Source organism: Polaromonas sp. YR568 (genome assembly GCF_943371715.1).
Taxonomy (GTDB): domain Bacteria; phylum Pseudomonadota; class Gammaproteobacteria; order Burkholderiales; family Burkholderiaceae_C; genus Polaromonas.
In genome coordinates this window covers 13022-35646 of the sequence record NZ_CALRVW010000028.1, presented here as the reverse complement: position 1 = coordinate 35646, position 22625 = coordinate 13022, and the positions used below count along the sequence as shown (strand labels likewise).

Genomic DNA, 22625 nt, shown 5'->3' with positions numbered 1-22625 from the left:
CGAACGCCGGACTTTGTCGTGCGGATGCCGCGTTTCAGCCTGCCAGCTTCCACATTTCCCCACACGCCGGGTCCAAACGGGAAGGACGTGGCTATATTGCTGCCATGACCACTGCAAGCCGACACCAGGGCAACCTCATCAGCCGCATCTTCCGGCGCGGCCGGGAAGAACGCCTCGCACAAGCGGCGGGCGGCCTCACCTTCACGATGGTGGTGTCCATGGTGCCGCTGCTGGCGGTGAGTTTTGCCGTGTTCGCGCGGACCCCGTTCCTGCGCGCGGCCGGGGAAGCGATTCGCGAGCACCTGCTGCGCGGCCTGCTGCCGGCCGACATCGCCAGGACGGTGCTCAAGCACCTGGCGCAGTTCGCGGGCAACGCCAGCGGGCTCACGCAGGTGGGCTTTGCGGTCCTGCTGGTGTCGGCCTTGAGCCTGCTGCTGAGCGTGGAAAACACGCTGAACAGGATCTGGCGGGTGAAGAAGCCGCGCACGGTGCTGCGCCGGCTGGCCCTGTACGCGGGCATGTTGCTCACCGGTCCGGTGATCATCGGCGCGAGCTTGTGGGCCGCGTCCTATCTTCTGGCGGCCTCCAGCGGACTGGTGGGCCCGCGACCCGCCTGGGTGCCGCATGCCCTGAACCTGGGGCCCGTCGTGTTGAGCGTGGCCGGCTTCGCCTGCCTGTTCCGCTTCGTGCCGCACACCGTGGTGCGGTGGCGCGATGCGGTCGCGGGCGGCCTGCTCGCCGGCATCGCATTTGAAGTGGGCAAACACGGCTTCGCGATTTATCTCGCCAACGTGCCCACCTACCGCACGATCTACGGCGCCTTCGCGCCCTTGCTGGCTTTTCTGGTGTGGGTGTATTACTCGTGGCTCGTCACGCTGGCCGCAGCGCTGGTCAGCGCCAACCTGCCGGGTGCCGGCGCTCCACCGGCACGGCGGCTGGCACGCGCGTAGCAGGACGGGTGCCACACGGGGCCCTGCCCTGCGCTGGCCAGCGCTGCGCGATGACGGCCTGAAGGCCGGCAGCTTTACCGCTCGGTCTGCGCCGCTTTGGGCAAGCCGGCATCGGGCTCGAAGAAAGACCAGCGCAGATCCGGAAAGCGGGCCTGCATCCGCTCTTCCACATCGTCGATGGCGGCCACCAGCGCATCGGCACTGGGGACGGCGGTCATTTTCGCCTTGACCGCGACGGCGATCTCGTTCCCGAGCTGAAAGGTGATCAGGTTCACGATGCGCTCCACTTCGGGCTGGCTGGCCACAAACTCGGCGATGGCGGTGCGCATCTCCGGTGACGCGGACTCGCCGGTGATGAGGCTTTTGACCTCGATGGTGACGGCGAACGAGACGCCGATCAGCAGCAGGCCCACCGCAATCGAGCCCAGGGCATCAAAAATCGGGTTGCCGGTGAGCGCGGTCAGCAACAGCGCGACAAAGGCCAGGCTCAGGCCGGCCAGGGCCGCGATGTCCTCGCCGGCAATCACCAGCAGTTCCGATTGCCGCGTTTCGCGGAACCAGCGCCACAGCGTCTTTTTTCCCCGCTCTTCCGCCAGGGCCTGCAAGGCGCCGCGCAGACTCACGGCTTCGAGGACCATGGCCACCAGCAGCACGCCCAGGGAAGGCAGCAGGTACTTCACAGGCTCCGGGTGCAGCAGCGATTGGCTCCCGTGCCAGACCGAAAACAGCCCACCGATGCTGAAGAGCAGCACACCAACCATCATGGACCAGAAGTAGACGACGCGGCCGTAACCCATGGGGTGGTCCAGCGTCGGTGCCTGCTTCGCCTGGCGCATGCCGACGAGCAACAGCACCTGGTTGGCGCAATCCGCAAAGCTGTGCAGGGCCTCGGCCAGCATAGCGCCGCTGCCGGTGAAAAATGCGGCCACCGCCTTGGCCAGCGCGATGCCGCCGTTGGCGCCCAGCGCGTAGAGAACGGCCTTGAGGGACCCGGCGTTTTTGGACATGGAAACTTTCCTGTGAATCTGCGCAGTGGGGCCTGGCCCCCGGCAGCGACCTCCGGGGATAACAAGATGGCTGCCCAGTGAGGGCGGCGTTCGCAGGTCGCGCAAAAGGGGGGCTTGCACCCGGCGTCGCTCCGTGATGTCAAGCATTTCTGGCCTGCAGCCCTTTATCCACAAGCACCAGCAGCTATCGAATAAATAGCAACAAGGAGGCGGCTTCAGCGCGCCAGGTAGCCGCCATCGACCGGGTAATAGGACCCGGTCACAAACGACGCCTTGTCCGAGGACAGCCAGGCGACCAGTTCGGCCACTTCTTCCGCGCGGCCCAGGCGGCCGATCGGATGGGCGCCGACCAGCATGGCGTTGATGGCGGGGTCTTCTTCCAGCCCGCTGATCATGGGGGTGTGGATGAAACCCGGTCCGACGGCGTTGACCCGCACGCCGTGGGCGCTGTATTCCAGCGCGGCCGCTTTTGTCAGACCTACCACGCCATGCTTGGCGGCTGTATAGGCCGGAGCGCCGGCAAAACCGACGTTGCCGAGGATCGAGGCGACGTTGATGATGGAGCCACCGCCGCCCTTGAGCATGGCGGCGATCTGGTACTTCATGCCGTAAAACACGCCCGACAGGTTGATGTTGATGACCTGGGCCCAGCCGTCCAGCGGGTAGTCGGCGGTGGGAGCCTGCGGGCCGCCTATGCCGGCGTTGTTGCAGGCAATGTCGAGCCGGCCGTGCAGCGCCATGGTGCGCGCCACCAGCGCCTCGCCGTCCTGCGGCTTGCCGACGTCGGCTGCCACGAACATCGCGTCGCCGCCCAGCGCCCGCACCAGCGATGCGGTTTCCTCGCCGGCCTGTTCGTTGACGTCCGACACCACCACCCGGGCGCCCTCGCGCGCCCAGACCAGCGCAATGGCGCGGCCAATGCCTGACGACGCGCCGGTGACCAGGGCTACCTTGTTTTTCAGCATGAGTTGATCCTTTATGTGTTGCGCGGCCCCGTGCCGCCACCCTGCAGCCTGACAACCCGGACGCTGCGCCCGGTGAAGCTGCAGTATCCATTGTGGGCGGCCCCCCGGCAACACGCTTGATCTATGACAAGCCGCGCAAAGGCCCTCCGGCTTTCTCGCCCGAGCCCGCGCGGCCGTGCCGACTAAACTCCCCTCATGGCTACTTCCTCTCCCTCCGACGCGCCCAAGGGCTCGCCGCGCTCCCTCTCCGGCCTGGTGCCCTTTCTGCGCCCTTACCGCGGCCGCATCGGCGTGGCGATCTTCTTTCTGGTGATGGCGGCGGTGGCCACGCTGGTGTTTCCGCTGGCGCTGCGCGGCCTGATCGACGGCGGCCTCGGGGCGGGCGACAAGGGGGCGCAGCTGATGGCGCTGCGCACCCATTTTTTCGAGCTGTTTGCGGTGGCGGCGGCGCTGGGCCTGTTTTCAGCCGGGCGCTTTTACATGGTGAGCTGGCTCGGCGAGCGTGTGACGGCCGACCTGCGCAACGCGGTGTATTCGCACGTGGTGCGGCAAAGCCCCGAGTTTTTTGAAACCACGCAGACCGGCGAGGTGCTCTCGCGCCTGACCGGCGACACGACGCTGGTACAGACGGTGGTTGGCTCGTCCCTGAGCATGGGCCTGCGCAATGCCGTGATGGGCATAGGCGCGCTGGGCATGCTGGTCTGGACCAACCCGCGTATCATGATTCAAGTGGCATTGATCATCGTGCTGGTCGTGCTGCCTGCGATGTGGTTCGGCCGGCGCGTGCGCAAGCTCTCGCGCGCCAGCCAGGACCGGGTGGCCGACTCCAGCGCCATCGCCGCGGAGGTGCTCAATGCGATTCCCGTGGTTCAAAGCTACACCGCTGAAGAGCGCGAGGCACGCCGCTTCGACGCGTCGACCCAACAAGCCTTCCACACCGCTGTGCGGCGCAGCCGGGCTCGCGCCCTGCTCATTGCCTTCATCATCATTGGCAATGCAGCGCTGCTCCTGTGGGGTCTGTACCAGGGTACGCAGGCCGTCCTGGCCGGGAAGATCAGCGCCGGGCACCTCGGCCAGACCGTGGTGTACGTGATTATCCTGGCCGGCGCTGTAGCCGTGCTGGGCGAGGTCTATGGCGACCTGTTGCGCGCCGCTGGCGCCACCGAACGGCTGATGGAGCTGCTGGAAACCCGCTCCCCCGTGACATCACCATCCAATCCGGTTCCAGCCCCCGTGGTACGCGCGGGAAGCGCTATCAAATTCGAAGCGGTGACCTTTCACTACCCGTCGCGTCCGACACAGGCGGCGCTGAGCGACTTCTCCCTGAGCGTGGCGCCCGGCGAAACCGTGGCCATCGTGGGTCCCAGCGGCGCCGGCAAAAGCACGGTGTTCCAGCTGCTGCTGCGTTTTTACGACCCGGCCTCAGGCCGCATCGAACTTGATGGCGTGCGTACCGCCGACCTGTCGCTGCACGACCTGCGCCAGCGCATCGGCATCGTGCCGCAGGACGCGGTGATTTTCTCGACCAGCGCACTGGAAAACATCCGCTACGGCAAGCCCGGCGCGAGTGACGACGACGTCCGTGCGGCGGCGCAGGCGGCCTTTGCGCATGAGTTCATCATGGCGCTGCCGCAAGCCTATGACACCTTTCTGGGCGAACGCGGCGTGCGCCTGTCGGGCGGGCAGCGCCAGCGGATTGCGATTGCACGCGCCATGCTCAAGAACCCGCCGCTGCTGCTGCTGGACGAAGCCACCAGTGCCCTCGACGCCGAAAGCGAACGCATGGTGCAGGCGGCGCTGGAGTCGGCCATGCAGGGCCGTACCACGCTGGTGGTGGCGCACCGCCTGGCCACCGTGCAGAAGGCCGACCGCATCCTGGTGCTGGACCACGGCCGCCTGGTGGAGCAAGGCACCCACGCCGAATTGGTGAGCCGCGGCGGCATCTATGCGCGGCTGGCCGCGCTGCAGTTCAACGCCTGAGCCCAGGCGTTTCCGCGGGCACGGCGCCGGCGCACCATGCTGCGGGAGCATGGCTTTTCAGCCCCAAACCATAGTTATGCGTTTCATGCATAACAATTCATAAACCCGGCCTTGGACAGTTGGTCACGGCAAGCCTAAGCTCTGCGCATTCATCGTCCACCAGGAGTTTTTGATGTCGCAAGCTTCCCCCGCCGTCACCCCCGTACTGTCACACCCCCTGCCCTCCTACCTGCAGGCCGACAAACTCGGCCCCTGGGGCAATTACCTGCAACAGGTGGACCGCGTGATTCCACACCTGGGCAGCCTGGCGCGCTGGGCGGAGACACTCAAGCGGCCCAAACGCATCCTGATTGTCGACGTGCCCATCCACATGGACGACGGCACGGTGGCGCACTTTGAAGGTTACCGCGTGCAGCACAACGTCTCGCGCGGTCCGGGCAAGGGCGGCGTGCGTTTTCACCAGGACGTGACGCTGTCGGAAGTGATGGCGCTGTCGGCCTGGATGTCGATCAAGAACGCCGCGGTCAACGTGCCTTACGGCGGCGCCAAGGGCGGCATCCGCGTGGACCCGAAGAAGCTGTCGCGCGGCGAACTCGAGCGCATGACGCGCCGCTACACCAGCGAAATCGGCATCATCATCGGCCCGAACAAGGACATCCCCGCGCCCGACGTCAACACCAATGAGCAGATCATGGCGTGGATGATGGACACCTACTCGATGAACACCGGTTCGACCTCCACCGGGGTGGTCACCGGCAAGCCGGTGGACCTGGGTGGCTCGCTGGGCCGGCGCGAAGCCACCGGCCGCGGTGTGTTCACGGTGGGAGCCGAAGCGGCCAAACACATCGGCCTGGACATCGCGACTGCCCGCGTGGCGGTGCAGGGTTTTGGCAATGTGGGCGGCGTGGCCGGCAAGCTGTTCGCCGAAGCCGGCGCGCGCATCGTCGCGGTGCAGGACCACGGCGGCACGATTTACCGTGAAGCCGGGCTCGATGTGCCTTCGCTGCTCAAACACGTGGCGGAAACCGGCAGTGTGGCCGGCTTTGCGCAGGCCGAGAAAATTGCCGACGACACCTTCTGGGAAGTCGACTGCGAGATTCTGATCCCGGCCGCGCTGGAGCAGCAGATCACCAAGGACAACGCCGGGCGCATCAAGGCGCGCATGATCATCGAAGGCGCGAACGGGCCGACCACCCCGGAAGCCGACGACATCCTGCAGGAACGCAATGTGCTGGTGCTGCCCGACGTGATTGCCAACGCCGGCGGCGTGACCGTCAGTTACTTCGAATGGGTGCAGGATTTCTCCAGTTTCTTCTGGGACGAGGCCGAAATCAATGCCCGCCTGGTGCGCATCATGAAGGAAGCCTTTGCCGGTGTCTGGCAGGTAGCGCAGGACCACAAGGTCAGCCTCCGCACGGCAACCTTCATCGTCGCCTGCAAACGCATTCTGCACACGCGCGAGCTGCGCGGTTTGTACCCCTGAAGCCCGCGGGCCGGACGCCACCACGAACGGCCATGCTGCCGCGTTCGAAATGCAAGTCGGGGCCGCGGAACCGGCTTTGCCGGGCCGCAGGCGCAGCGGCCCCCTCGGGGGGCAGGGAGCTACGCGCAGCGAGCGACCGTGGGGGCCAACAACTTCACTGAAGCGTTTCCTTGGCCAAGGCCGGTAGAGGCAGCGGCATCACCTCGATACCCTCTTCCAGCAGCTCGACCGCTTCGGCACGGCTGGCCTGGCCGCGGATGCTACGCTGCTCCGTGTCGCCGTAATGCATGGCGCGCGCCTCGTCGGCGAACCGCTCACCGACGTCCTCGGTGTTGGCCATCACGTGGCGCAAGGCCTTCAGGAATTCGGCCTGCACGGCCGGGCTGCCGGCGCCAGCCATCACCTCATGCACCGGGTTGCCGGCCGGTGCGGCCGCGGGCACCGACAGTTCACGCGAAGGTGAAGCTGCTGCCGGCTCGGGGCCGGTGGCGCCCAGATTAAGCCGGGGCGCGCTGGGCATTTTCCGCACCGACGGGTCGGCACACAGCGGGCAGCTCACCAGGCCACGTGCCAGCTGACCCTGAAAGTCATCTTCCGACGCAAACCAGCCTTCAAAGGCGTGCTGATGCGAACACTGGAGGTTGAGGACTTTCATGGGCTGATTATCAGGCTCCAGCGCGGGAAGCACCGGTCTGCCAGTCCAGCGACCATGCGCCCGACAGGACGTTTTGCAGCCACAGCGCGCCCGCCAGGGTCTTGCCGTCGGTGACACGACCGTCGCGGCACCACTGCAGCAGTTCGGCCGGTGTGGCGGTGAACACGTCGAGAAACTCGCCTGCGTCGAGCTTGCGCGCGCCCAAGGTCAGGTCCCTGGCGAACCAGATGTCGATGAACTCGGTCGAGTAGGAAATCACCGGGTGCATGACGCCGGCGTGGGCCCAGGACGTCGCGCTGTAACCGGTCTCCTCCAGCAACTCGCGCTGCGCACAGGCCAGCGGTTCCTCGCCGGCATCGAGCTTGCCGGCTGGAAACTCCAGCATCACGGCCTGCACCGGGTAGCGGTATTGACGTTCCAGCACCAGGCGGCCGTCGCCGAGCTGGGCAATGACCATGACCGCGCCCGGATGGCGCACATATTCGCGCGAGGCTTCACTTCCGTCCGGCAGGCGGACCGTGTCGCGAAAAGCGTGGAGGAAATGGCCGTGCAACAGCTCCTGGCTGCCGACCTTGTGCTCGATCAGATGGCTGTCGGCCGGACCAGGGGGCACTGCGGGATGCTCAGGCATGGCGGAGGACCGGGCAGGCGCCGCGCTCAACGGTGTTTGAACAGGTAGCGAAACACGAAGCCCGGAAAGGCGAAGGTGATGAACAGCGTGGCCGTGATCGCGTAGAACTCCCAGCCCTGCGGCGCAATCTGGCCGGCGCGCTGCTCCAGCAGCAAGGCGATACCGCCCACCACGAAGTACCAGAACACCATTTCCGCAAGGCGTATGGCCAGGTTCTTCGGGTTCTTCAGCCGGTACACCAGCAACAGGCGGTTGCTGATGAAAGGCAGGTTGGCCGCCAGCAGGGCCAGCGCCACCACCAGCCAGACCGAGACAGTCTGGTTCATGTCCCGAGGGACTTCACGACGCCGGCAATCGCCTGCTGGCACAGCGTCATCAGGCCGCCCGGCATGACACCCAGCAACAACACCAGCGCGCCGTTGATGGACAGCACCACGCGGGCATCGGCCGGGGCCACGATGGCCGCGGGCATGCCGACGTTGGGGGCATCAAAATACATCACCTTGACGACACGCAGGTAATAGAAGGCGCCGACCAGCGACATCAACACCGCAAAAACCGCCAGCACGATGTAGCTGGTCTGCTGCGAGGCCATCAGGGCCTGCAACACGCCGAGCTTCGCATAAAAACCAACCACAGGTGGCACGCCGGCCAGCGAGAACATGCTGATGGCCATGACGCCGGCAAACAGCGGGCTGCGCTGGTTCAGGCCGGCCAGGTCGGTGATTTCCTCGGACTCGTGGCCGGTACGTGCCAGCAGCAGGATGATGCCGAACACCGCGAGCGTCGTCAGCACATAGGTGATGGCGTAGAACATGGCCGCGCCGTAGGCGTACTCGGCGTTGAGCGGCCTGCCGGGAACCACGGCGGCCAGCAGCGCCAGCAGCAGGAAACCCATTTGCGAGATGGTGGAAAACGCCAGCATGCGCTTCAGGTTGGTCTGCGCCACCGCCGCCAGATTGCCCACCAGCAGCGAACCGATGGCCATCAGCGCCAGCATCTGCTGCCAGTCGATGGCCAGCGGCAACAGGCCCTGCACCAGCAGGCGGATGCAGATGGCAAAGGCGGCAAACTGTGGCGCCGCACCGATCAGCAGCGTGATGGCCGTGGGCGCGCCCTGGTAAACGTCGGGCAGCCACATGTGAAACGGCACGGCGCCCAGCTTGAAGGCCAGGCCGGCCACGATGAAGACCAGGCCGAACACCAGCACCTGGTGGTTCACCTGGCGGCTGGCAATGGCCCGATACACCTCGTTGACGTCCAGCGAGCCGGTGGCGCCGTACATCATGGACAGGCCATAAAGCAGGAAGCCCGAGGCCATGGCGCTGAGCACAAAGTATTTCATCGCGGCTTCGGTGGCCGTCACGTTGTCACGGCGCAGCGCCACCAAGGCGTAGCTGGACAGCGTCATCAGTTCCAGGCCCATGTAGAGCACCAGGAAGTTGTTGCCGGAGATCATCACGAAGATGCCGAGCAGCGCAAACATGCCCAGCGTGAACAGCTCACCGCCGCGCAGCATGTCACGGTCTGCCGCATAACCCCGGCCATACACCAGCGTGACCATCATCGCGATCGAGGCGAAACACTTGAGCCAGTTGCCCATGGGATCGCTCACGACCATGTTGCCGAAGCCGTAGAACGTGTTGCCCTTGACGGCGTACACGGCCTCCAGTGCCGCCACGGCCGCCAGCGTCAGCAGGGTCAGCACATAGGTCAGGGTGCGCTGCGGGCTTTTCACGCCGAGGTCGACCAGAGCGATCACGCAGGCCATGACCAGGAGCATGATTTCCGGGTAGACCGATAGCCAACTGAGTTTGTCAATCATCTGGATTCTTTGAAATGGTTGCTTATTGCAGTTTGGAGGCCGCGACGTGTTTGAGCAGGTCGATGACCGAGCTGTCCATCACATCGGTGAAGGGCTTGGGATAGATACCCATGAACAACACGGCAATGGCCAGCAGGGCCAGCATCAGGAACTCACGGCTGTTGATGTCGGTCAGGCCCTTGACATCATCGTTGGCGACCGGACCGAGGTAGACGCGCTTGAACATCCACAGGGTGTAGGCCGCGCCGAAAATCAGCGCCGACGCGGCGGCCGCGCCAATCCAGAAGTTGAACTTGACCGCACCCAGAATGACCATCCATTCGCCGACAAATCCGGCGGTGGCCGGCAGGCCGCAGTTGGCCATCGCAAACAGCAGCGCAAACGCCGTGAACTTGGGCATGGTGCTGACCACGCCACCGTAACTCGCGATCTCGCGCGAATGCACACGGTCGTACAACACGCCGATACACAGGAACATGGCGGCGGAGACGAAGCCGTGCGCAATCATCTGCACAATGCCGCCGGACACACCGATGTCGTTGAAGATGAAAAAGCCCAGGGTGACAAAACCCATGTGCGCCACCGACGAGTACGCCACCAGTTTCTTCATGTCCCGCTGGACCATGGCCACCAGACCGACGTAGATCACGGCGATCAGCGACAGGGCAATCATGAGCCCGGCCCATTCGCGTGCGGCGTCGGGCGCAATAGGCAGCGAGAACCGCAGGAAACCATAAGCACCGAGCTTGAGCATGATGGCTGCCAGCACCGCCGAGCCGCCGGTGGGCGCCTCGACGTGCACGTCGGGCAGCCAGGTGTGGACCGGCCACATCGGCACCTTCACGGCAAACGCCGCCAGGAAAGCGAAGAACAGCAGCGTCTGCGCGGTCGCGCCCAGCGGCAGCTTGTACCAGACGGCGAGGTCAAAACTGCCGCCCGACTTGACGTACAGGAAGATCAGCGCGATCAGCATCAGCAGCGAGCCGAGCAGCGTGTACAGGAAGAACTTGAAGGCCGCGTAGATCTTCCGCGGCCCGCCCCAGACGCCGATGATCAGGTACATCGGGATCAGCGTGGCTTCGAAGAACACGTAAAACAGCATGCCATCGAGTGCCGCGAACACACCGATCATGAGGCCGCTGAGGATCAGGAAGGCGGCCATGTACTGGTTGACACGGCTGGTAATCGACTCCCAGCTTGCGATGATGACCACCACGTTGATGAAGGCCGTCAGCAGCACGAACCACAGCGAGATGCCGTCCACACCGAGGTGGTAGTTGACATTGAAACGCTCTATCCACGAGGCCTTCTCGACAAACTGCATGGCCGACGTGCCGATTTCAAAGCCGCCGTAAAGAGGAAGGGTCACAAGGAAACTGACGATGGCACCGATCAGCGCGATCCAGCGCACGCTGCGCGCCTGGTCGTCACGTCCGAGGGCCAGCAGGATGACGCCGAAAAAGATCGGCGTCCAGATGGCAAGGCTCAACAATCCCATTTTTATTCTTCTCCTTGTCGCTTATTTGCTGAGCAGTTCTTTGATCATCGGCCAGGTCGAGAAATAGCTGACCAGGATGAAAATACCGACGATCATGGCCAGCGCGTAGTGGTAGATGTAGCCGGTCTGCACCTTGCGTACCACCCCCGAGACCCAGCCGACCAGCTTCCAGGAGCCATTGACCAGCGCGCCGTCGATCAGCTTCTCGTCGCCGCCCTTCCACAGGCCAATGCCCAGGCCGCGTGCACCGCGTGCGAGAACGTTCTCATTGAACCAGTCCATGTAGTACTTGTTCTCGAGCAGCGTATAGAGGGGTTCGACGCGACGCTTGATGGCCGCCGGCAGGGCCGGGTTGATCATGTACATGTAATAAGCCGAAGCCACGCCGGCCAGTGCCAGCCAGAATGGAGCCGTCGTGAGGCCATGCAGGGCCATCTGCGCCGGGCCGTGGAACATTTTCGCCAGTTCGGCCATGGCCGGGTGTTTGGCCGCGTTGACGATGATGGCGTCTTTCAGGAAGTCGCCGAACAGCATGGCGTCAATGCTCATGAAGCCGATCACCACCGAAGGAATGGCCAGCAGGACCAGCGGCGCAGTCACCACCCAGGGCGACTCGTGCGGCACATGGGCGCCATGGTGTGCATCATGGCCGTGGTGCTCGTCGTGGTGCGCATCGGGGTTCTGGTCAAAACGCTCCTTGCCGTGGAACACCAGGAAATACATGCGGAAGGAATAAAAGGCCGTCACGAACACACCGGCGAGCACCGCAAAGTGCGCAAAACCGGCGCCCGGCAGGTTGCTGAAATGCACCGCTTCAATGATGCTGTCTTTTGAATAGAAGCCGGCAAACAGCGGCGTACCGATCAGGGCCAGGGAGCCGAGCAGCGCCGTGATCCAAGTGATGGGCATGTACTTGCGCAAGCCGCCCATCCAGCGAATGTCCTGGTTGTGGTGCACACCCATGATGACGGAACCCGCGGCCAGAAACAGCAGCGCCTTGAAGAAGGCATGGGTCATCAGGTGGAAGACCGCGACCGAGTAGGCTGAGGCGCCCAGCGCCACCGTCATGTAGCCCAGCTGGGACAAGGTGGAATAGGCCACGACGCGTTTGATGTCGTTCTGGATGATGCCCAGAAAACCCATGAACAGTGCCGTGATGGCGCCGATCACCATGATGAAGCTCAGCGCGGTATCGCTCAGTTCAAACAGTGGTGACATGCGGGCCACCATGAAGATGCCGGCCGTGACCATGGTCGCGGCGTGGATCAGCGCGGAAATGGGCGTCGGGCCTTCCATGGAGTCGGGCAGCCAGACATGCAGCGGGAACTGGGCCGACTTGCCCATGGCGCCAATGAACAGGCAGATGCAGATCACAGTGATCAGCATCCAGTCGGTGCCCGGGAAACCGAGCTTGGCGATATCGCCCGATTTAGCGAACACCTCGGTGTAGTTGAGCGAGCCGGCGTAGGCCGCGAGCAGGCCAATCCCGAGAATGAAGCCGAAGTCACCGACCCGGTTGACCAGGAAGGCCTTCATGTTTGCGAAAATCGCCGTCGGCTTGTTGAACCAGAACCCGATCAGCAGGTAGGACACCAGGCCCACGGCCTCCCAGCCGAAGAACAGCTGCAGCAGGTTGTTGCTCATCACCAGCATCAGCATGGAGAAGGTGAACAGCGAGATGTAGGCGAAAAAGCGGTTGTAGCCTTCGTCTTCTTCCATGTAGCCGATGGTGTAGATGTGCACCATCAGCGAGACAAAGGTCACGACACACATCATCATGGCGGTCAGACCATCCACGAGGAAGCCGATTTCCATCTTCAGGCCACCCACGACCATCCAGGTGTAAAGCGTTTCATTGAAACGCGCGCCGTCCATCGCGACACTCTTGAGTGTCATGGCCGAGATGATGAAGGCCACCAGCACGCCGACGATGGTCAGCGTGTGCGACAGGCGCCGGCCTATCCAGTTGCCACCGAACGTGGTGCCGAAAATACCGGCCAGCAGCGAGCCTGCCAGGGGTGCCAGGGGAACGGCCAGCAGGGTGGCGGCGGAGAGGGTCTGACTCATGTTGTTGTTAACCCTTGAGCGTGTTGAGTTCGTCCACGTTGATGCTGGCCTTGTTGCGGAACAGCAGAACGAGGATGGCCAGGCCGATGGCCGATTCGGCGGCCGCGACGGTCAGGATGAAAAACACGAACACCTGGCCGGCCAGGTCGTTGAGGTAATACGAGAAGGCCACGAAGTTCATGTTGACGGCCAGCAGCATGAGCTCGATCGCCATCAGGATGATGATCAGGTTTTTCCGGTTCAGGAAAATGCCGATGACCGACAGCGCGAACAGCATCGCGCCCAGTGTCAGGAAGTGTCCCAGCGTGAGCATCATGCCTTTTCCTCCGGTGCGGCAACCACAGGGGCCGCCTGCGTGGCCTTGATCTTGACCAGGCTGATACGATCGCCGCGCTTGACGCGGATCTGGTCGGCCGGGTTGGTGTTTTTGGAGTCCTTGCGCGCACGCAGGGTCAGCGCAATGGCGGCAATGATGGCCACCAGCAGAATCACCGCCGCGATTTCAAGCGGATACAGGTACTCGGAATACAGCAGCTTGCCGATCTCTTTGGTGTTGGAATACTGCGCGGCGGCCTGCCCTGCCACCACAGCCGTCTTGGGCGCCTCGCTCAGGCGGAAACCGCCCATCAGTACGGCCGACATTTCCAGCGCAATCAGCGCACCCACGCTGGCCGCCAGCGGAAAGTGCTTCCAGAAACCCTTGCGCACCCCTTCCATGTTGATGTCCAGCATCATCACGACAAAGAGGAAAAGCACCATCACCGCACCGACATACACCAGCACCAGCGTGATGGCCAGGAATTCGGCCCTGAGCAGAATCCACAGGGCCGACGCCTGGAAGAAGGCCAGCACCAGGTACAGGGCGGCATGCACAGGATTGCGCGCCGTGATTACCCGGAATGCGGCAAACAGCAGCACCAGGGCGAAGAGATAAAAGAGACCTGTTTTAGCGTCCATGTTCTGCTAATCTTTCTTGAGCCAACAGCCGCGAGGCGGTGTCAGCGGTACTTGGCATCCGCGGCGCGGTTGGCAGCGATTTCTTTTTCGTAACGGTCACCGACAGCCAGCAGCATGTCCTTGGTGAAATAGAGGTCGCCGCGTTTTTCGCCGTGGTATTCGAAGATGTGGGTCTCGACGATGGAGTCCACCGGGCAGCTTTCCTCGCAGAAGCCGCAGAAGATGCACTTGGTCAGGTCGATGTCGTAACGCGAGGTACGGCGGCTGCCGTCTTCGCGCACATCCGATTCGATCGTGATGGCCATCGCCGGGCAGACGGCTTCGCACAGCTTGCAGGCAATGCAGCGCTCCTCGCCGTTTTCATAACGGCGCAGCGCGTGCAGGCCGCGAAAACGCGGGCTCAGCGGCGTTTTTTCTTCCGGGAACTGGACCGTAATCTTGCGCTTGAACATGTACTTGCCGGTCAGGGCCATGCCCTTGAACAGCTCGGTCAGCATGAAGCTGGAGACGAAGTCTTTGACGGAGGCAACTGCACTCATGATGATGTCCTGAGAGCTGGGCTAAGTGGGCGAACGTGGGGGCCGGGTTTTTCCGACGGGCCGCCCCTAGGAAAAACGAGCCCCCTCGGGGGGCAGAGAGCTACACGAAGTGAGCGAACGTGGGGGCTCATACTATTTCCAGAGGCTGTACGGGGTCTGCATCCAGGCCCCGATGACCACCAGCCAGACGAGGGTGACAGGGATGAAGATCTTCCAGCCCAGACGCATGATCTGGTCATAACGGAAGCGCGGGAAGGTGGCGCGCACCCAGAGGAACAGGGTGACGACCACAAAGGTCTTCAGGCCCAGCCAGATCCAGCCCGGCACCCAGTTGAAGAGTGCGCTGTCGATCGGCGACAGCCAGCCGCCGAGGAACAGGATCACGGTCAGGATGGATACCAGGATCATGTTGGCGTATTCGGCCAGGAAGAACATGGCGAAAGCCATGCCCGAATACTCGACCATGTGGCCGGCCACAATTTCCGACTCGCCCTCGACCACGTCAAACGGGTGACGGTTGGTCTCGGCCAGGCCGGCAATGAAAAACACCACAAAAATCGGCAGCAGCGGCAACCAGTTCCAGGACAGGAAGTTCAGGCCCTTGCTGGCCGCCATGCCGACGGACTGGCCCATCACGATATCGGTCATGTTCAGGCTGGCCGACACCATCAGCACCACCACCAGGCAGAAGCCCATGGCGATTTCGTAGCTGACCATCTGCGCCGACGCCCGCATGGCGCCCAGGAAAGCGTATTTGGAATTCGACGCCCAGCCGGCGATGATGACGCCGTACACCTCGAGTGAAGTGATGGCCATCAGGAACAGCAGGCCGGCGTTGATGTTGGCCAGTGCCACATCGGGACCGAAAGGCACGACCGCCCACGCCGCCAGCGCCGGCATGATGGTCATGATCGGACCGAGCACAAACAGGCCCTTGCTGGCCGCGGTCGGAATGATGATTTCCTTGGTCAGCAGCTTGAGCGCATCGGCGATGGGCTGCAACAGGCCGAAGGGGCCGACGCGGTTCGGGCCCAGGCGGATCTGGGTAAAACCGATCGCCTTGCGCTCCCACAGCGTCAGGTAGGCCACGCAAAGCATCAGTGGCACCAGCACCACAACAATCTTGATCAGGGCCCAGAGCACCGGCCAGACCGTGCCGGGCCAGATGCCGCCCATCAAACCCTGGCCGAAGCCGAAAATGCTGTCAATCATGCGGTGGCTCCTTCTACGTGCACGTGCGCGGCCTGCCGCGCATCGGCCGTCAGCTGCAGCGAGGTGGCGCGCCGGACCAGGCTGTCGAGCTGGTAAATGCTGGCCACGACAGGCGCCGCGCCGGCCACCGTCAGCTGGACCGCCGCCTGCGTCGTATTGCCAAGCCGCTGCGCCGGCACCATCGCACCGTCGGCACCGGGAATCTGCCCGAGCACATCCTGCGCGGACTCGAAATCAAAGCCAGGCAAGCCGAGCAGGTTGGCCAGCACGCGCAGCACCTTCCAGGCGGGGCGTGTTTCACCGAAGGGCTTGACCACGGCATGAAAGCTCTGCACGCGGCCTTCAGCGTTGACAAAGGTGCCGGGGGTTTCGGTGAACGGTGCAATCGGCAGCAACACGTCGCTGAAATCCATGTTCGCCTTGAACGGGCTCAGCGTCACCACCATGTGTGCGCCGTTGAGGGCGGCCTTGGAAGAAGCGCCGGCCGCCGAATCGAACTCAGGCTCGTTGTTGAGCAACAAGACGGCCTTGAGCTTGCCCGCCAGCATCTGGCCGGCGTCCAGCCCGCTGCCTGCCGGGAATGCACCAGCGAGCTGGGCGCCGACGGTGTTGGCCGCTTCCGTGAGGTAACCGACGGTCGCGCCGGTCTGCTCGCCAATCCAGTTGGCCAGGGCCAGGAGGCTGGCGGCGTTGGCATGGTGCGCGGCGGCATTGCCCAGCAGGATGGCCTTGCGCTCGCCGCCCTGCAGGGACTTGGCCACTGCCTTGGCGGCGTCCGTGGCCTGGCCGGCGGCCGGCGCCGCCATGCCCTTGTCCGCCGCAATCGCTGCGGCCACATCGGCCAGGGCCTGCGCCCAGGCACCCGGCTCGGCCAGAACGGCGTTGGCCACCGGCATGGCCCAGGCATCGGCAGAGACCAGCTCCGCTACGGAAGTGATAGCACTCAGCGCACAGCCCTTGCGGACGGACTGCCGAATTCGTTGCGCAAACAGCGGATGGTCCTTGCGCAGGTTGGAGCCCACGACCAGCACACGCTGCAGATTCGACAGCGATGCGATCGAGGTGCCCAGCCAGCGGACGGAGGACGACGGAGCAAATTCAGCGTTGCGCAGGCGGTAGTCGATGTTGTCGCTGCCCAGGCCGCGCATCAGCGAGGCTGCCAGGAATAATTCTTCGAGCGTGCTGTGCGGGCTGGCCAGCGTGCCCACGCTTTCGGCGCCATGGTCGGCCTTGATCTGCTTGAGCCCGTTGGCGACATATTCGAGCGCGGTCTGCCAGTCCACAGCCTTCCACTGCCCGCCCTGCTTGAGCATGGGGGTGGTCAGCCGCTCGTCGCTGTTCAGGGCTTCGTACGAGAAACGGTCGCGGTCCGCGATCCAGCATTCGTTGACGTCTTCGTTTTCAAGCGGCACAACGCGCATGACCCGGTTGTTCTTGACCTGGACAATCAGGTTGGCACCGGTCGAGTCGTGCGGGCTGACCGACTTGCGGCGAGACAGCTCCCAGGTGCGGGCGCTGTAGCGGAAAGGTTTGCTGGTCAGCGCGCCCACCGGGCAGATATCGATCATGTTGCCCGACAGCTCGGAGTCCACCGACATGCCGACAAAGGTTTCGATCTCGGCATGTTCACCGCGGTGCGACATGCCCAGCTCCATCACGCCGGCGACTTCCTGGCCGAAACGCACGCAGCGTGTGCAGTGGATGCAACGGCTCATCTCTTCCATCGAGATCAGCGGGCCCACGTCCTTGTGGAAAACCACGCGTTTTTCTTCTTCGTAGCGCGAACCGCTGCTGCCATAGCCGACCGCCAGGTCCTGCAGCTGGCATTCGCCGCCCTGGTCGCAGATCGGGCAATCGAGCGGGTGGTTGATCAGCAGGAACTCCATCACGCCCTTCTGGGCCTTGATGGCTTTGTCGCTCTTGGTGTGCACGATCATGCCCTGCGTCACGGGCGTGGCGCAGGCCGGCATCGGCTTGGGTGCCTTTTCCACATCAACCAGGCACATGCGGCAGTTGGCCGCAATGCTGAGTTTCTTGTGGTAGCAGAAATGGGGAATGTAGGTACCGGCTTTTTCGGCCGCATGCATCACCGTGCTGCCTTCGAGCACTTCCACTTTCTGACCGTCGAGTTGGATTTCAACCATGGTGATTTTGCTTTGAGGGAGGCGCTGTTATGCGTAAACCGGGACCAGGCAGGTCTTGTGAGTGATGTGGTGTTCGAACTCGGCGCGGAAGTGCTTGATCATGGCGCGCACCGGCATGGCCGCGGCGTCGCCGAGCGCGCAGATGGTGCGGCCCTGGATGTTGTCGGAGATCGAATTGAGCATGTCCAGATCGCTCTCGCGGCCGTGGCCGTGCTCGATGCGGTCCACCATGCGCCAGAGCCAGCCTGTGCCCTCGCGGCAGGGCGTGCACTGGCCGCAGCTTTCGTGCATGTAGAAGTAGGACAGGCGCAACAGGCTCTTGACCATGCAGCGGGTTTCGTCCATCACGATCACGGCGCCGGAGCCGAGCATGGAGCCGGCCTTGGCGATCGAGTCGTAGTCCATGTCGGTGGCCATCATGATGTCGGCCGGCAGCACCGGCATCGACGAGCCGCCGGGAATCACCGCCTTGAGCTTGCGCCCGCCGCGCATGCCGCCAGCAAGTTCCAGCAGCTTGGCAAACGGGGTGCCCATCGGGATTTCGTAGTTGCCCGGACGCTCGACGTCGCCGCTGATGGTGAAAATCTTGGTGCCGCCGTTGTTGGGTTTGCCGCAGTCCAGGTAGGCCTGGCCACCGTTGCGGATGATCCAGGGCACCGCTGCGAAGGTTTCCGTGTTGTTGATGGTGGTCGGTTTGCCATACAGGCCGAAGCTGGCGGGAAACGGCGGCTTGAAACGCGGTTGGCCTTTTTTGCCCTCCAGCGATTCGAGCAAGGCGGTTTCCTCGCCGCAGATGTAGGCGCCAAAACCATGGGCCGCATGCAGCTGGAAGCTGTAATTGCTTCCCAGGATGTTGTCGCCCAGCAGGCCGGCGGCACGCGCCTCTTCCAGCGCCTCTTCAAACCGCTTGTAAGTGGTGAAGATTTCGCCGTGGATGTAGTTGTAGCCCACATTGATGCCCATCGCGTAGGCGGCGATCGCCATGCCTTCGATGACAATGTGCGGGTTGTACTGCATGATGTCGCGGTCTTTGGCCGTGCCCGGCTCACCTTCGTCCGAATTGCAGACCAGGTATTTCTGGCCCGGAAACTGGCGCGGCATGAAACTCCATTTCAGGCCGGTCGGAAAACCCGCGCCGCCACGGCCGCGCAGGCCGCTGCCTTTGACCTCGGCGATCACCTGGTCCTGCGTCAGGCCTTCGCCGCCGTCTTTGCCGAGGATCCTGCGCAGGGCCTGGTAGCCGCCGCGTGCTTCGTAGTCTTTCAGGCGCCAGTTGCTGCCATCAAGGCCCGCCATGATTTGCGGATCGATATGGCGTCCGTGGAACGAAGTCTGGACGCCGGTGGCCTCAAACTGGGAAAGGATGCTGGAAGCAGACATTATTTTGCCTCGGCAGATTTAAGGCCATCGATCAGCTGGTCGAGCTTGTCGTTGCTCATGAAGCTGCACATGTGCAGGTCGTTGACCAGCATGACCGGCGAGTCGGCGCAGGCGCCCAGGCATTCGGACTGCTGCAGGGTGAACAGGCCGTCCGCGGTCGTGCCGCCCATGGTCACACCCAGTTTTTGCTCCAGATAAGCCAGCGCCTTGGTGCCTTCGCGCAGCTGGCACGGCAGGTTGGTACAGACGTTGATCTTGTACTTGCCCACCGGTTGCTGGTTGTACATGTTGTAGAAGGTCGTGACCTCGTGCACGGCAATCGGCGCCATGCCGAGGTAGGCGGCAACCAGCTTCTCGCTCTCGGCGCTCACGTAGCCCTGCTCTTCCTGCACGATGGCAAGGCAGGCCATGACGGCCGACTGCTTCTGGTCGGCCGGGTACTTGGCGACCTCGCGGGAAAAACGGTCCAGGGCCTGCGCTGACAGCGCAGACGTGCGCGTTGGGTTGGATTCAGAAGTCATAGATTTTCAGCGGTCAATTTCGCCAAACACAATGTCCATCGTGCCGATGACGGCGACCGCATCGGCAATCATGTGGCCACGGGCCATTTCATCCATCGCCGCCAGGTGCGGAAACCCGGGCGGACGGATCTTCAGGCGATACGGCTTGTTGGCACCGTCGCTGACGATGTAGATGCCGAACTCCCCCTTGGGGTGCTCCACGGCGGCATAGGCCTCGCCTTCGGGCACGTGCATGCCTTCGGTGAAGAGCTTGAAATGGTGGATCAGCTCTTCCATGTTGGACTTCATGGATTCGCGGTCGGGGGCAGCCACCTTGTGGTTGCTGGTGATGACCGGGCCAGGGTTCACGCGCAGCCAGTCCACACACTGCTTGATGATGCGGTTGGACTGGCGCATTTCCTCGATGCGGACCAGGTAGCGGTCGTAGCAGTCCCCGGTTTTGCCTACCGGGACGTCGAAGTCCATCTCGGCATAGACGTCGTAGGGCTGCTGCTTGCGCAGGTCCCAGGCGAAGCCGGAGCCGCGCAGCATGGGACCGGTGAAGCCCAGGTTCAGTGCGCGCTCGGGCGACACCACGCCGATGCCGACAGTGCGCTGTTTCCAGATGCGATTGTCGGTCAGCAGCGTTTCGTACTCGTCCACATAACCCGGAAACTTGTTGGCGAAATCGTCGATGAAGTCCAGCAGCGAACCCTGGCGGTTTTCGTTGAGCGCCTCGATCGCCTTGGCATTCTTGATCTTGCTGACCTTGTACTGGGACATGGTTTCTGGCAGGTCGCGGTACACGCCACCCGGCCGGAAATAGGCCGCATGCATGCGCGCGCCGGAGACGGCCTCGTACATGTCGAACAGCGCCTCGCGTTCGCGGAAGCAGTAAATCAGGATGTTCATCGCGCCGCAGTCGAAGCCGTGCGCACCCAGCCAGAGCAGGTGATTGAGCAGGCGCGTAATCTCGGAGAACATCACGCGGATGTACTGCGCACGCACCGGCACGTCCACACCGATGAGTTTCTCGATGGCCAGGCAGTAGGCGTGCTCGTTGGACATCATCGACACGTAGTCGAGGCGGTCCATATAGGGCAGCGACTGGATGTAGGTCTTGCTCTCGGCGAGTTTTTCGGTGGCGCGGTGCAGCAGGCCGATGTGCGGGTCGGCGCGCTGGATCACCTCGCCGTCGAGTTCGAGCACCAAGCGCAGCACACCGTGGGCGGCAGGATGCTGCGGCCCGAAATTGAGCGTGTAGTTTTTGATTTCAGCCATGGGGATATCTCTTGCCGCGCTGCTTACTGCAGTCCGCCGTAGTTGTCTTCACGGATCACGCGCGGGGTGGTTTCACGCGGTTCGATCGTCACCGGCTGGTAGATCACGCGTTTCTGCTCGGGGTCGTAACGCATCTCGACATGGCCCGTGGTCGGGAAGTCCTTGCGGAACGGATGGCCGATGAAGCCATAGTCGGTCAGGATGCGGCGCAGGTCGTTGTGGCCTTCAAAGATGATGCCGAACAGGTCGAAGGCCTCGCGCTCGAACCAGTTGGCCGAATTCCACACCTCGGTGAGCGAGGCCACGACCGGAAAATCGTCATCGTCGCAGAAGACCTTGAGCCGCACGCGCTGGTTCAGGCTGACCGACAGCAGGTGTGAGGCCACACAAAAACGACGGCCATCGTAACGGCCGTCGGCGTATTCGGAATAGTCGATGCCGCACAGGTCGATCAGTTGTTCGAACTGGCAGCCCGGGGTGTCGCGCAGTATCAGCGCAGCAGCCACATAGTCGGGCGCAGCCACGACAACCGTCAGTTCACCCAACGCAACGCTCACGCGTCTGGCTTTTGCACCGAGGGCGGCAGAAACAGTGCCTGCGAGTTGTTCAGCAGTAGCAGGATGCAGAGGACCCATCAAGCCCTCGCAATGGTGTTGGTGCGGCGGATTTTCTGCTGCAGCTGGATGATGCCGTACAGCAGGGCTTCGGCCGTCGGCGGGCAGCCCGGCACGTACACATCGACCGGCACGATGCGGTCGCAGCCGCGAACGACCGAATAACTGTAGTGGTAATAACCGCCACCGTTGGCGCACGACCCCATGGACAGCACCCAGCGTGGCTCGGACATCTGGTCGTACACCTTGCGCAAGGCTGGACCCATCTTGTTGCACAGCGTGCCGGCGACGATCATCAGGTCGGACTGGCGCGGGCTGGGACGGAACAACATGCCGAAGCGGTCGATGTCGTAACGCGCGGCGCCGGCGTGCATCATCTCGACGGCGCAGCAGGCCAGGCCGAAGGTCATGGGCCAGAGCGACCCGGTCTTGGCCCAGTTGACCACCGAGTCGTAACTCGTGGTCATGAAGCCTTCGTTGAAAACACCTTCTAGTGACATACCCGTCCCTTTGTGGCGGCTGCGCGTGCAACCGCTGAGTCTTGGTGAGCTATTCCCAGTCCAGGGCGCCTTTTTTCCACTCGTAGGCGAAGCCGACGACCAGAATGCCGAGGAAAATCATCATGGACCAGAAACCCACTGGACCGATTTCCTTGAGCGCGACGGCCCACGGAAACAGGAAAGCGATTTCAAGGTCGAAAAGAATGAACAGGATGGCGACGAGGTAATAACGCACATCGAACTTCATGCGGGCATCTTCAAACGCCTCGAAGCCGCATTCATAAGGGGAATTTTTTTCGCTGTCCGGCTTGTTCGGACCGAGCAGACGGCCCAGCACCTGGGGCACCACGCCGACAGCCACGCCCACCAGGATAAACAACAGGACGGGGAGGTATTGGTCGAGGTTCATCGTCGATTCAACTTCTGCAAGCCGCTTG

The 22625-nt window shown here is 63.2% G+C and carries 22 protein-coding genes; 3 read left to right on the top strand and 19 right to left on the bottom strand.

The genetic code is table 11. The features are described from left to right. Window positions 1–104 precede the first annotated feature (104 nt). Window positions 105–950 (top strand): YhjD/YihY/BrkB family envelope integrity protein, encoded by an 846-nt coding sequence (locus tag AAG813_RS16930; RefSeq protein WP_341916914.1) that lies wholly within the window; start codon window positions 105–107, stop codon window positions 948–950. A 74-nt stretch (window positions 951–1024) separates the two neighbouring features. On the opposite strand, the gene AAG813_RS16925 is transcribed toward AAG813_RS16930, so the two are convergent. Both AAG813_RS16925 and AAG813_RS16920 read right to left on the bottom strand, forming a co-directional pair. After that, a complete protein-coding gene (locus AAG813_RS16925) occupies window positions 1025–1957 on the bottom strand; it encodes a cation diffusion facilitator family transporter (protein ID WP_341916913.1) in 933 nt (310 codons plus the stop codon). A gap of 215 nt (window positions 1958–2172) precedes the next feature. Continuing rightward, complete coding sequence (locus AAG813_RS16920; protein ID WP_341916912.1) at window positions 2173–2922, bottom strand: SDR family oxidoreductase; 750 nt, start codon at window positions 2920–2922, stop codon at window positions 2173–2175. Between the two features lie 195 nt (window positions 2923–3117). Here AAG813_RS16920 and AAG813_RS16915 point away from each other — a divergent pair, with 195 nt between their 5' ends. Both AAG813_RS16915 and AAG813_RS16910 read left to right on the top strand, forming a co-directional pair. Beyond that, the gene (locus AAG813_RS16915; protein ID WP_341916910.1) at window positions 3118–4902 is read left to right on the top strand and encodes an ABC transporter transmembrane domain-containing protein; all 1785 of its coding nucleotides are present in this window, start codon (window positions 3118–3120) and stop codon (window positions 4900–4902) included. A gap of 172 nt (window positions 4903–5074) precedes the next feature. After that, window positions 5075–6385, top strand: a complete 1311-nt coding sequence (locus tag AAG813_RS16910) for a Glu/Leu/Phe/Val dehydrogenase (RefSeq protein WP_341916908.1) — start codon at window positions 5075–5077, stop codon at window positions 6383–6385. 154 nt (window positions 6386–6539) lie between these two features. Here the strand turns inward: AAG813_RS16910 and AAG813_RS16905 are convergent, their stop codons facing one another. The 17 genes from AAG813_RS16905 to AAG813_RS16825 all read right to left on the bottom strand — a co-directional run bounded on the left by AAG813_RS16905 (window position 6540) and on the right by AAG813_RS16825 (window position 22597). Further along, window positions 6540–7040 (bottom strand): DUF1178 family protein, encoded by a 501-nt coding sequence (locus AAG813_RS16905; protein WP_341916906.1) that lies wholly within the window; start codon window positions 7038–7040, stop codon window positions 6540–6542. Between the two features lie 10 nt (window positions 7041–7050). After that, entirely contained in the window at window positions 7051–7671 is a 621-nt protein-coding gene (locus AAG813_RS16900; protein WP_341916905.1) for an NUDIX hydrolase, read from the bottom strand. A 26-nt stretch (window positions 7672–7697) separates the two neighbouring features. Then, window positions 7698–7997, bottom strand: a complete 300-nt coding sequence (locus tag AAG813_RS16895) for a DUF2818 family protein (protein WP_341916903.1) — start codon at window positions 7995–7997, stop codon at window positions 7698–7700. After that, window positions 7994–9496 (bottom strand): NADH-quinone oxidoreductase subunit NuoN, encoded by a 1503-nt coding sequence (nuoN, locus tag AAG813_RS16890; protein ID WP_341916901.1) that lies wholly within the window; start codon window positions 9494–9496, stop codon window positions 7994–7996. Before nuoN ends, AAG813_RS16895 begins: the two co-directional genes overlap by 4 nt. A gap of 22 nt (window positions 9497–9518) precedes the next feature. Beyond that, window positions 9519–10994 carry an NADH-quinone oxidoreductase subunit M gene (locus AAG813_RS16885; RefSeq protein WP_341916900.1) on the bottom strand — a complete coding sequence of 492 codons (1476 nt, stop codon included), beginning with the start codon at window positions 10992–10994 and terminating at the stop codon, window positions 9519–9521. A gap of 21 nt (window positions 10995–11015) precedes the next feature. Further along, complete coding sequence (nuoL, locus tag AAG813_RS16880; protein WP_341916899.1) at window positions 11016–13061, bottom strand: NADH-quinone oxidoreductase subunit L; 2046 nt, start codon at window positions 13059–13061, stop codon at window positions 11016–11018. 7 nt (window positions 13062–13068) lie between these two features. Further along, window positions 13069–13377 carry an NADH-quinone oxidoreductase subunit NuoK gene (gene nuoK / locus AAG813_RS16875; RefSeq protein WP_096665916.1) on the bottom strand — a complete coding sequence of 103 codons (309 nt, stop codon included), beginning with the start codon at window positions 13375–13377 and terminating at the stop codon, window positions 13069–13071. Further along, window positions 13374–14018, bottom strand: a complete 645-nt coding sequence (locus AAG813_RS16870) for an NADH-quinone oxidoreductase subunit J (protein ID WP_341916897.1) — start codon at window positions 14016–14018, stop codon at window positions 13374–13376. Before AAG813_RS16870 ends, nuoK begins: the two co-directional genes overlap by 4 nt. Before the next feature lie 41 nt (window positions 14019–14059). Continuing rightward, entirely contained in the window at window positions 14060–14557 is a 498-nt protein-coding gene (gene nuoI, locus AAG813_RS16865; protein WP_300518437.1) for an NADH-quinone oxidoreductase subunit NuoI, read from the bottom strand. A 132-nt stretch (window positions 14558–14689) separates the two neighbouring features. Further along, complete coding sequence (gene nuoH / locus AAG813_RS16860; protein ID WP_341916894.1) at window positions 14690–15769, bottom strand: NADH-quinone oxidoreductase subunit NuoH; 1080 nt, start codon at window positions 15767–15769, stop codon at window positions 14690–14692. Then, a complete protein-coding gene (gene nuoG, locus AAG813_RS16855; RefSeq protein ID WP_341916893.1) occupies window positions 15766–17913 on the bottom strand; it encodes an NADH-quinone oxidoreductase subunit NuoG in 2148 nt (715 codons plus the stop codon). Before nuoG ends, nuoH begins: the two co-directional genes overlap by 4 nt. A gap of 27 nt (window positions 17914–17940) precedes the next feature. Further along, on the bottom strand, window positions 17941–19296 hold the full coding sequence (gene nuoF / locus AAG813_RS16850) for an NADH-quinone oxidoreductase subunit NuoF (RefSeq protein WP_341916938.1): 1356 nt from the start codon (window positions 19294–19296) through the stop codon (window positions 17941–17943). Next, on the bottom strand, window positions 19293–19814 hold the full coding sequence (gene nuoE / locus AAG813_RS16845; RefSeq protein WP_341916892.1) for an NADH-quinone oxidoreductase subunit NuoE: 522 nt from the start codon (window positions 19812–19814) through the stop codon (window positions 19293–19295). Before nuoE ends, nuoF begins: the two co-directional genes overlap by 4 nt. A 6-nt stretch (window positions 19815–19820) precedes the next feature. Next, window positions 19821–21074, bottom strand: coding sequence for an NADH-quinone oxidoreductase subunit D (locus AAG813_RS16840; RefSeq protein WP_341916891.1), 1254 nt, complete (start codon window positions 21072–21074; stop codon window positions 19821–19823). 23 nt (window positions 21075–21097) lie between these two features. Beyond that, window positions 21098–21709: an NADH-quinone oxidoreductase subunit C gene (locus AAG813_RS16835; RefSeq protein WP_341916889.1), complete on the bottom strand. Its 612-nt coding sequence runs from the start codon at window positions 21707–21709 to the stop codon at window positions 21098–21100. After that, window positions 21709–22188 (bottom strand): NADH-quinone oxidoreductase subunit B, encoded by a 480-nt coding sequence (locus tag AAG813_RS16830; protein WP_096665943.1) that lies wholly within the window; start codon window positions 22186–22188, stop codon window positions 21709–21711. Before AAG813_RS16830 ends, AAG813_RS16835 begins: the two co-directional genes overlap by 1 nt. A gap of 49 nt (window positions 22189–22237) precedes the next feature. Then, window positions 22238–22597, bottom strand: a complete 360-nt coding sequence (locus AAG813_RS16825) for an NADH-quinone oxidoreductase subunit A (RefSeq protein WP_293594538.1) — start codon at window positions 22595–22597, stop codon at window positions 22238–22240. Window positions 22598–22625: the final 28 nt, after the last annotated feature.

What these genes read in the sequence shown, in the direction of transcription:
- AAG813_RS16930 (WP_341916914.1), top strand. Translation starts at nt 105, where the DNA reads ATGACCACTGCAAGCCGACACCAGGGCAACCTCATCAGCCGCATCTTC.
- AAG813_RS16925 (WP_341916913.1), bottom strand. Translation starts at nt 1,957, where the DNA reads ATGTCCAAAAACGCCGGGTCCCTCAAGGCCGTTCTCTACGCGCTGGGC.
- AAG813_RS16920 (WP_341916912.1), bottom strand. Translation starts at nt 2,922, where the DNA reads ATGCTGAAAAACAAGGTAGCCCTGGTCACCGGCGCGTCGTCAGGCATT.
- AAG813_RS16915 (WP_341916910.1), top strand. Translation starts at nt 3,118, where the DNA reads ATGGCTACTTCCTCTCCCTCCGACGCGCCCAAGGGCTCGCCGCGCTCC.
- AAG813_RS16910 (WP_341916908.1), top strand. Translation starts at nt 5,075, where the DNA reads ATGTCGCAAGCTTCCCCCGCCGTCACCCCCGTACTGTCACACCCCCTG.
- AAG813_RS16905 (WP_341916906.1), bottom strand. Translation starts at nt 7,040, where the DNA reads ATGAAAGTCCTCAACCTCCAGTGTTCGCATCAGCACGCCTTTGAAGGC.
- AAG813_RS16900 (WP_341916905.1), bottom strand. Translation starts at nt 7,671, where the DNA reads ATGCCTGAGCATCCCGCAGTGCCCCCTGGTCCGGCCGACAGCCATCTG.
- AAG813_RS16895 (WP_341916903.1), bottom strand. Translation starts at nt 7,997, where the DNA reads ATGAACCAGACTGTCTCGGTCTGGCTGGTGGTGGCGCTGGCCCTGCTG.
- nuoN (WP_341916901.1), bottom strand. Translation starts at nt 9,496, where the DNA reads ATGATTGACAAACTCAGTTGGCTATCGGTCTACCCGGAAATCATGCTC.
- AAG813_RS16885 (WP_341916900.1), bottom strand. Translation starts at nt 10,994, where the DNA reads ATGGGATTGTTGAGCCTTGCCATCTGGACGCCGATCTTTTTCGGCGTC.
- nuoL (WP_341916899.1), bottom strand. Translation starts at nt 13,061, where the DNA reads ATGAGTCAGACCCTCTCCGCCGCCACCCTGCTGGCCGTTCCCCTGGCA.
- nuoK (WP_096665916.1), bottom strand. Translation starts at nt 13,377, where the DNA reads ATGATGCTCACGCTGGGACACTTCCTGACACTGGGCGCGATGCTGTTC.
- AAG813_RS16870 (WP_341916897.1), bottom strand. Translation starts at nt 14,018, where the DNA reads ATGGACGCTAAAACAGGTCTCTTTTATCTCTTCGCCCTGGTGCTGCTG.
- nuoI (WP_300518437.1), bottom strand. Translation starts at nt 14,557, where the DNA reads ATGAGTGCAGTTGCCTCCGTCAAAGACTTCGTCTCCAGCTTCATGCTG.
- nuoH (WP_341916894.1), bottom strand. Translation starts at nt 15,769, where the DNA reads ATGATTGACAGCATTTTCGGCTTCGGCCAGGGTTTGATGGGCGGCATC.
- nuoG (WP_341916893.1), bottom strand. Translation starts at nt 17,913, where the DNA reads ATGGTTGAAATCCAACTCGACGGTCAGAAAGTGGAAGTGCTCGAAGGC.
- nuoE (WP_341916892.1), bottom strand. Translation starts at nt 19,814, where the DNA reads ATGACTTCTGAATCCAACCCAACGCGCACGTCTGCGCTGTCAGCGCAG.
- AAG813_RS16840 (WP_341916891.1), bottom strand. Translation starts at nt 21,074, where the DNA reads ATGGCTGAAATCAAAAACTACACGCTCAATTTCGGGCCGCAGCATCCT.
- AAG813_RS16835 (WP_341916889.1), bottom strand. Translation starts at nt 21,709, where the DNA reads ATGGGTCCTCTGCATCCTGCTACTGCTGAACAACTCGCAGGCACTGTT.
- AAG813_RS16830 (WP_096665943.1), bottom strand. Translation starts at nt 22,188, where the DNA reads ATGTCACTAGAAGGTGTTTTCAACGAAGGCTTCATGACCACGAGTTAC.
- AAG813_RS16825 (WP_293594538.1), bottom strand. Translation starts at nt 22,597, where the DNA reads ATGAACCTCGACCAATACCTCCCCGTCCTGTTGTTTATCCTGGTGGGC.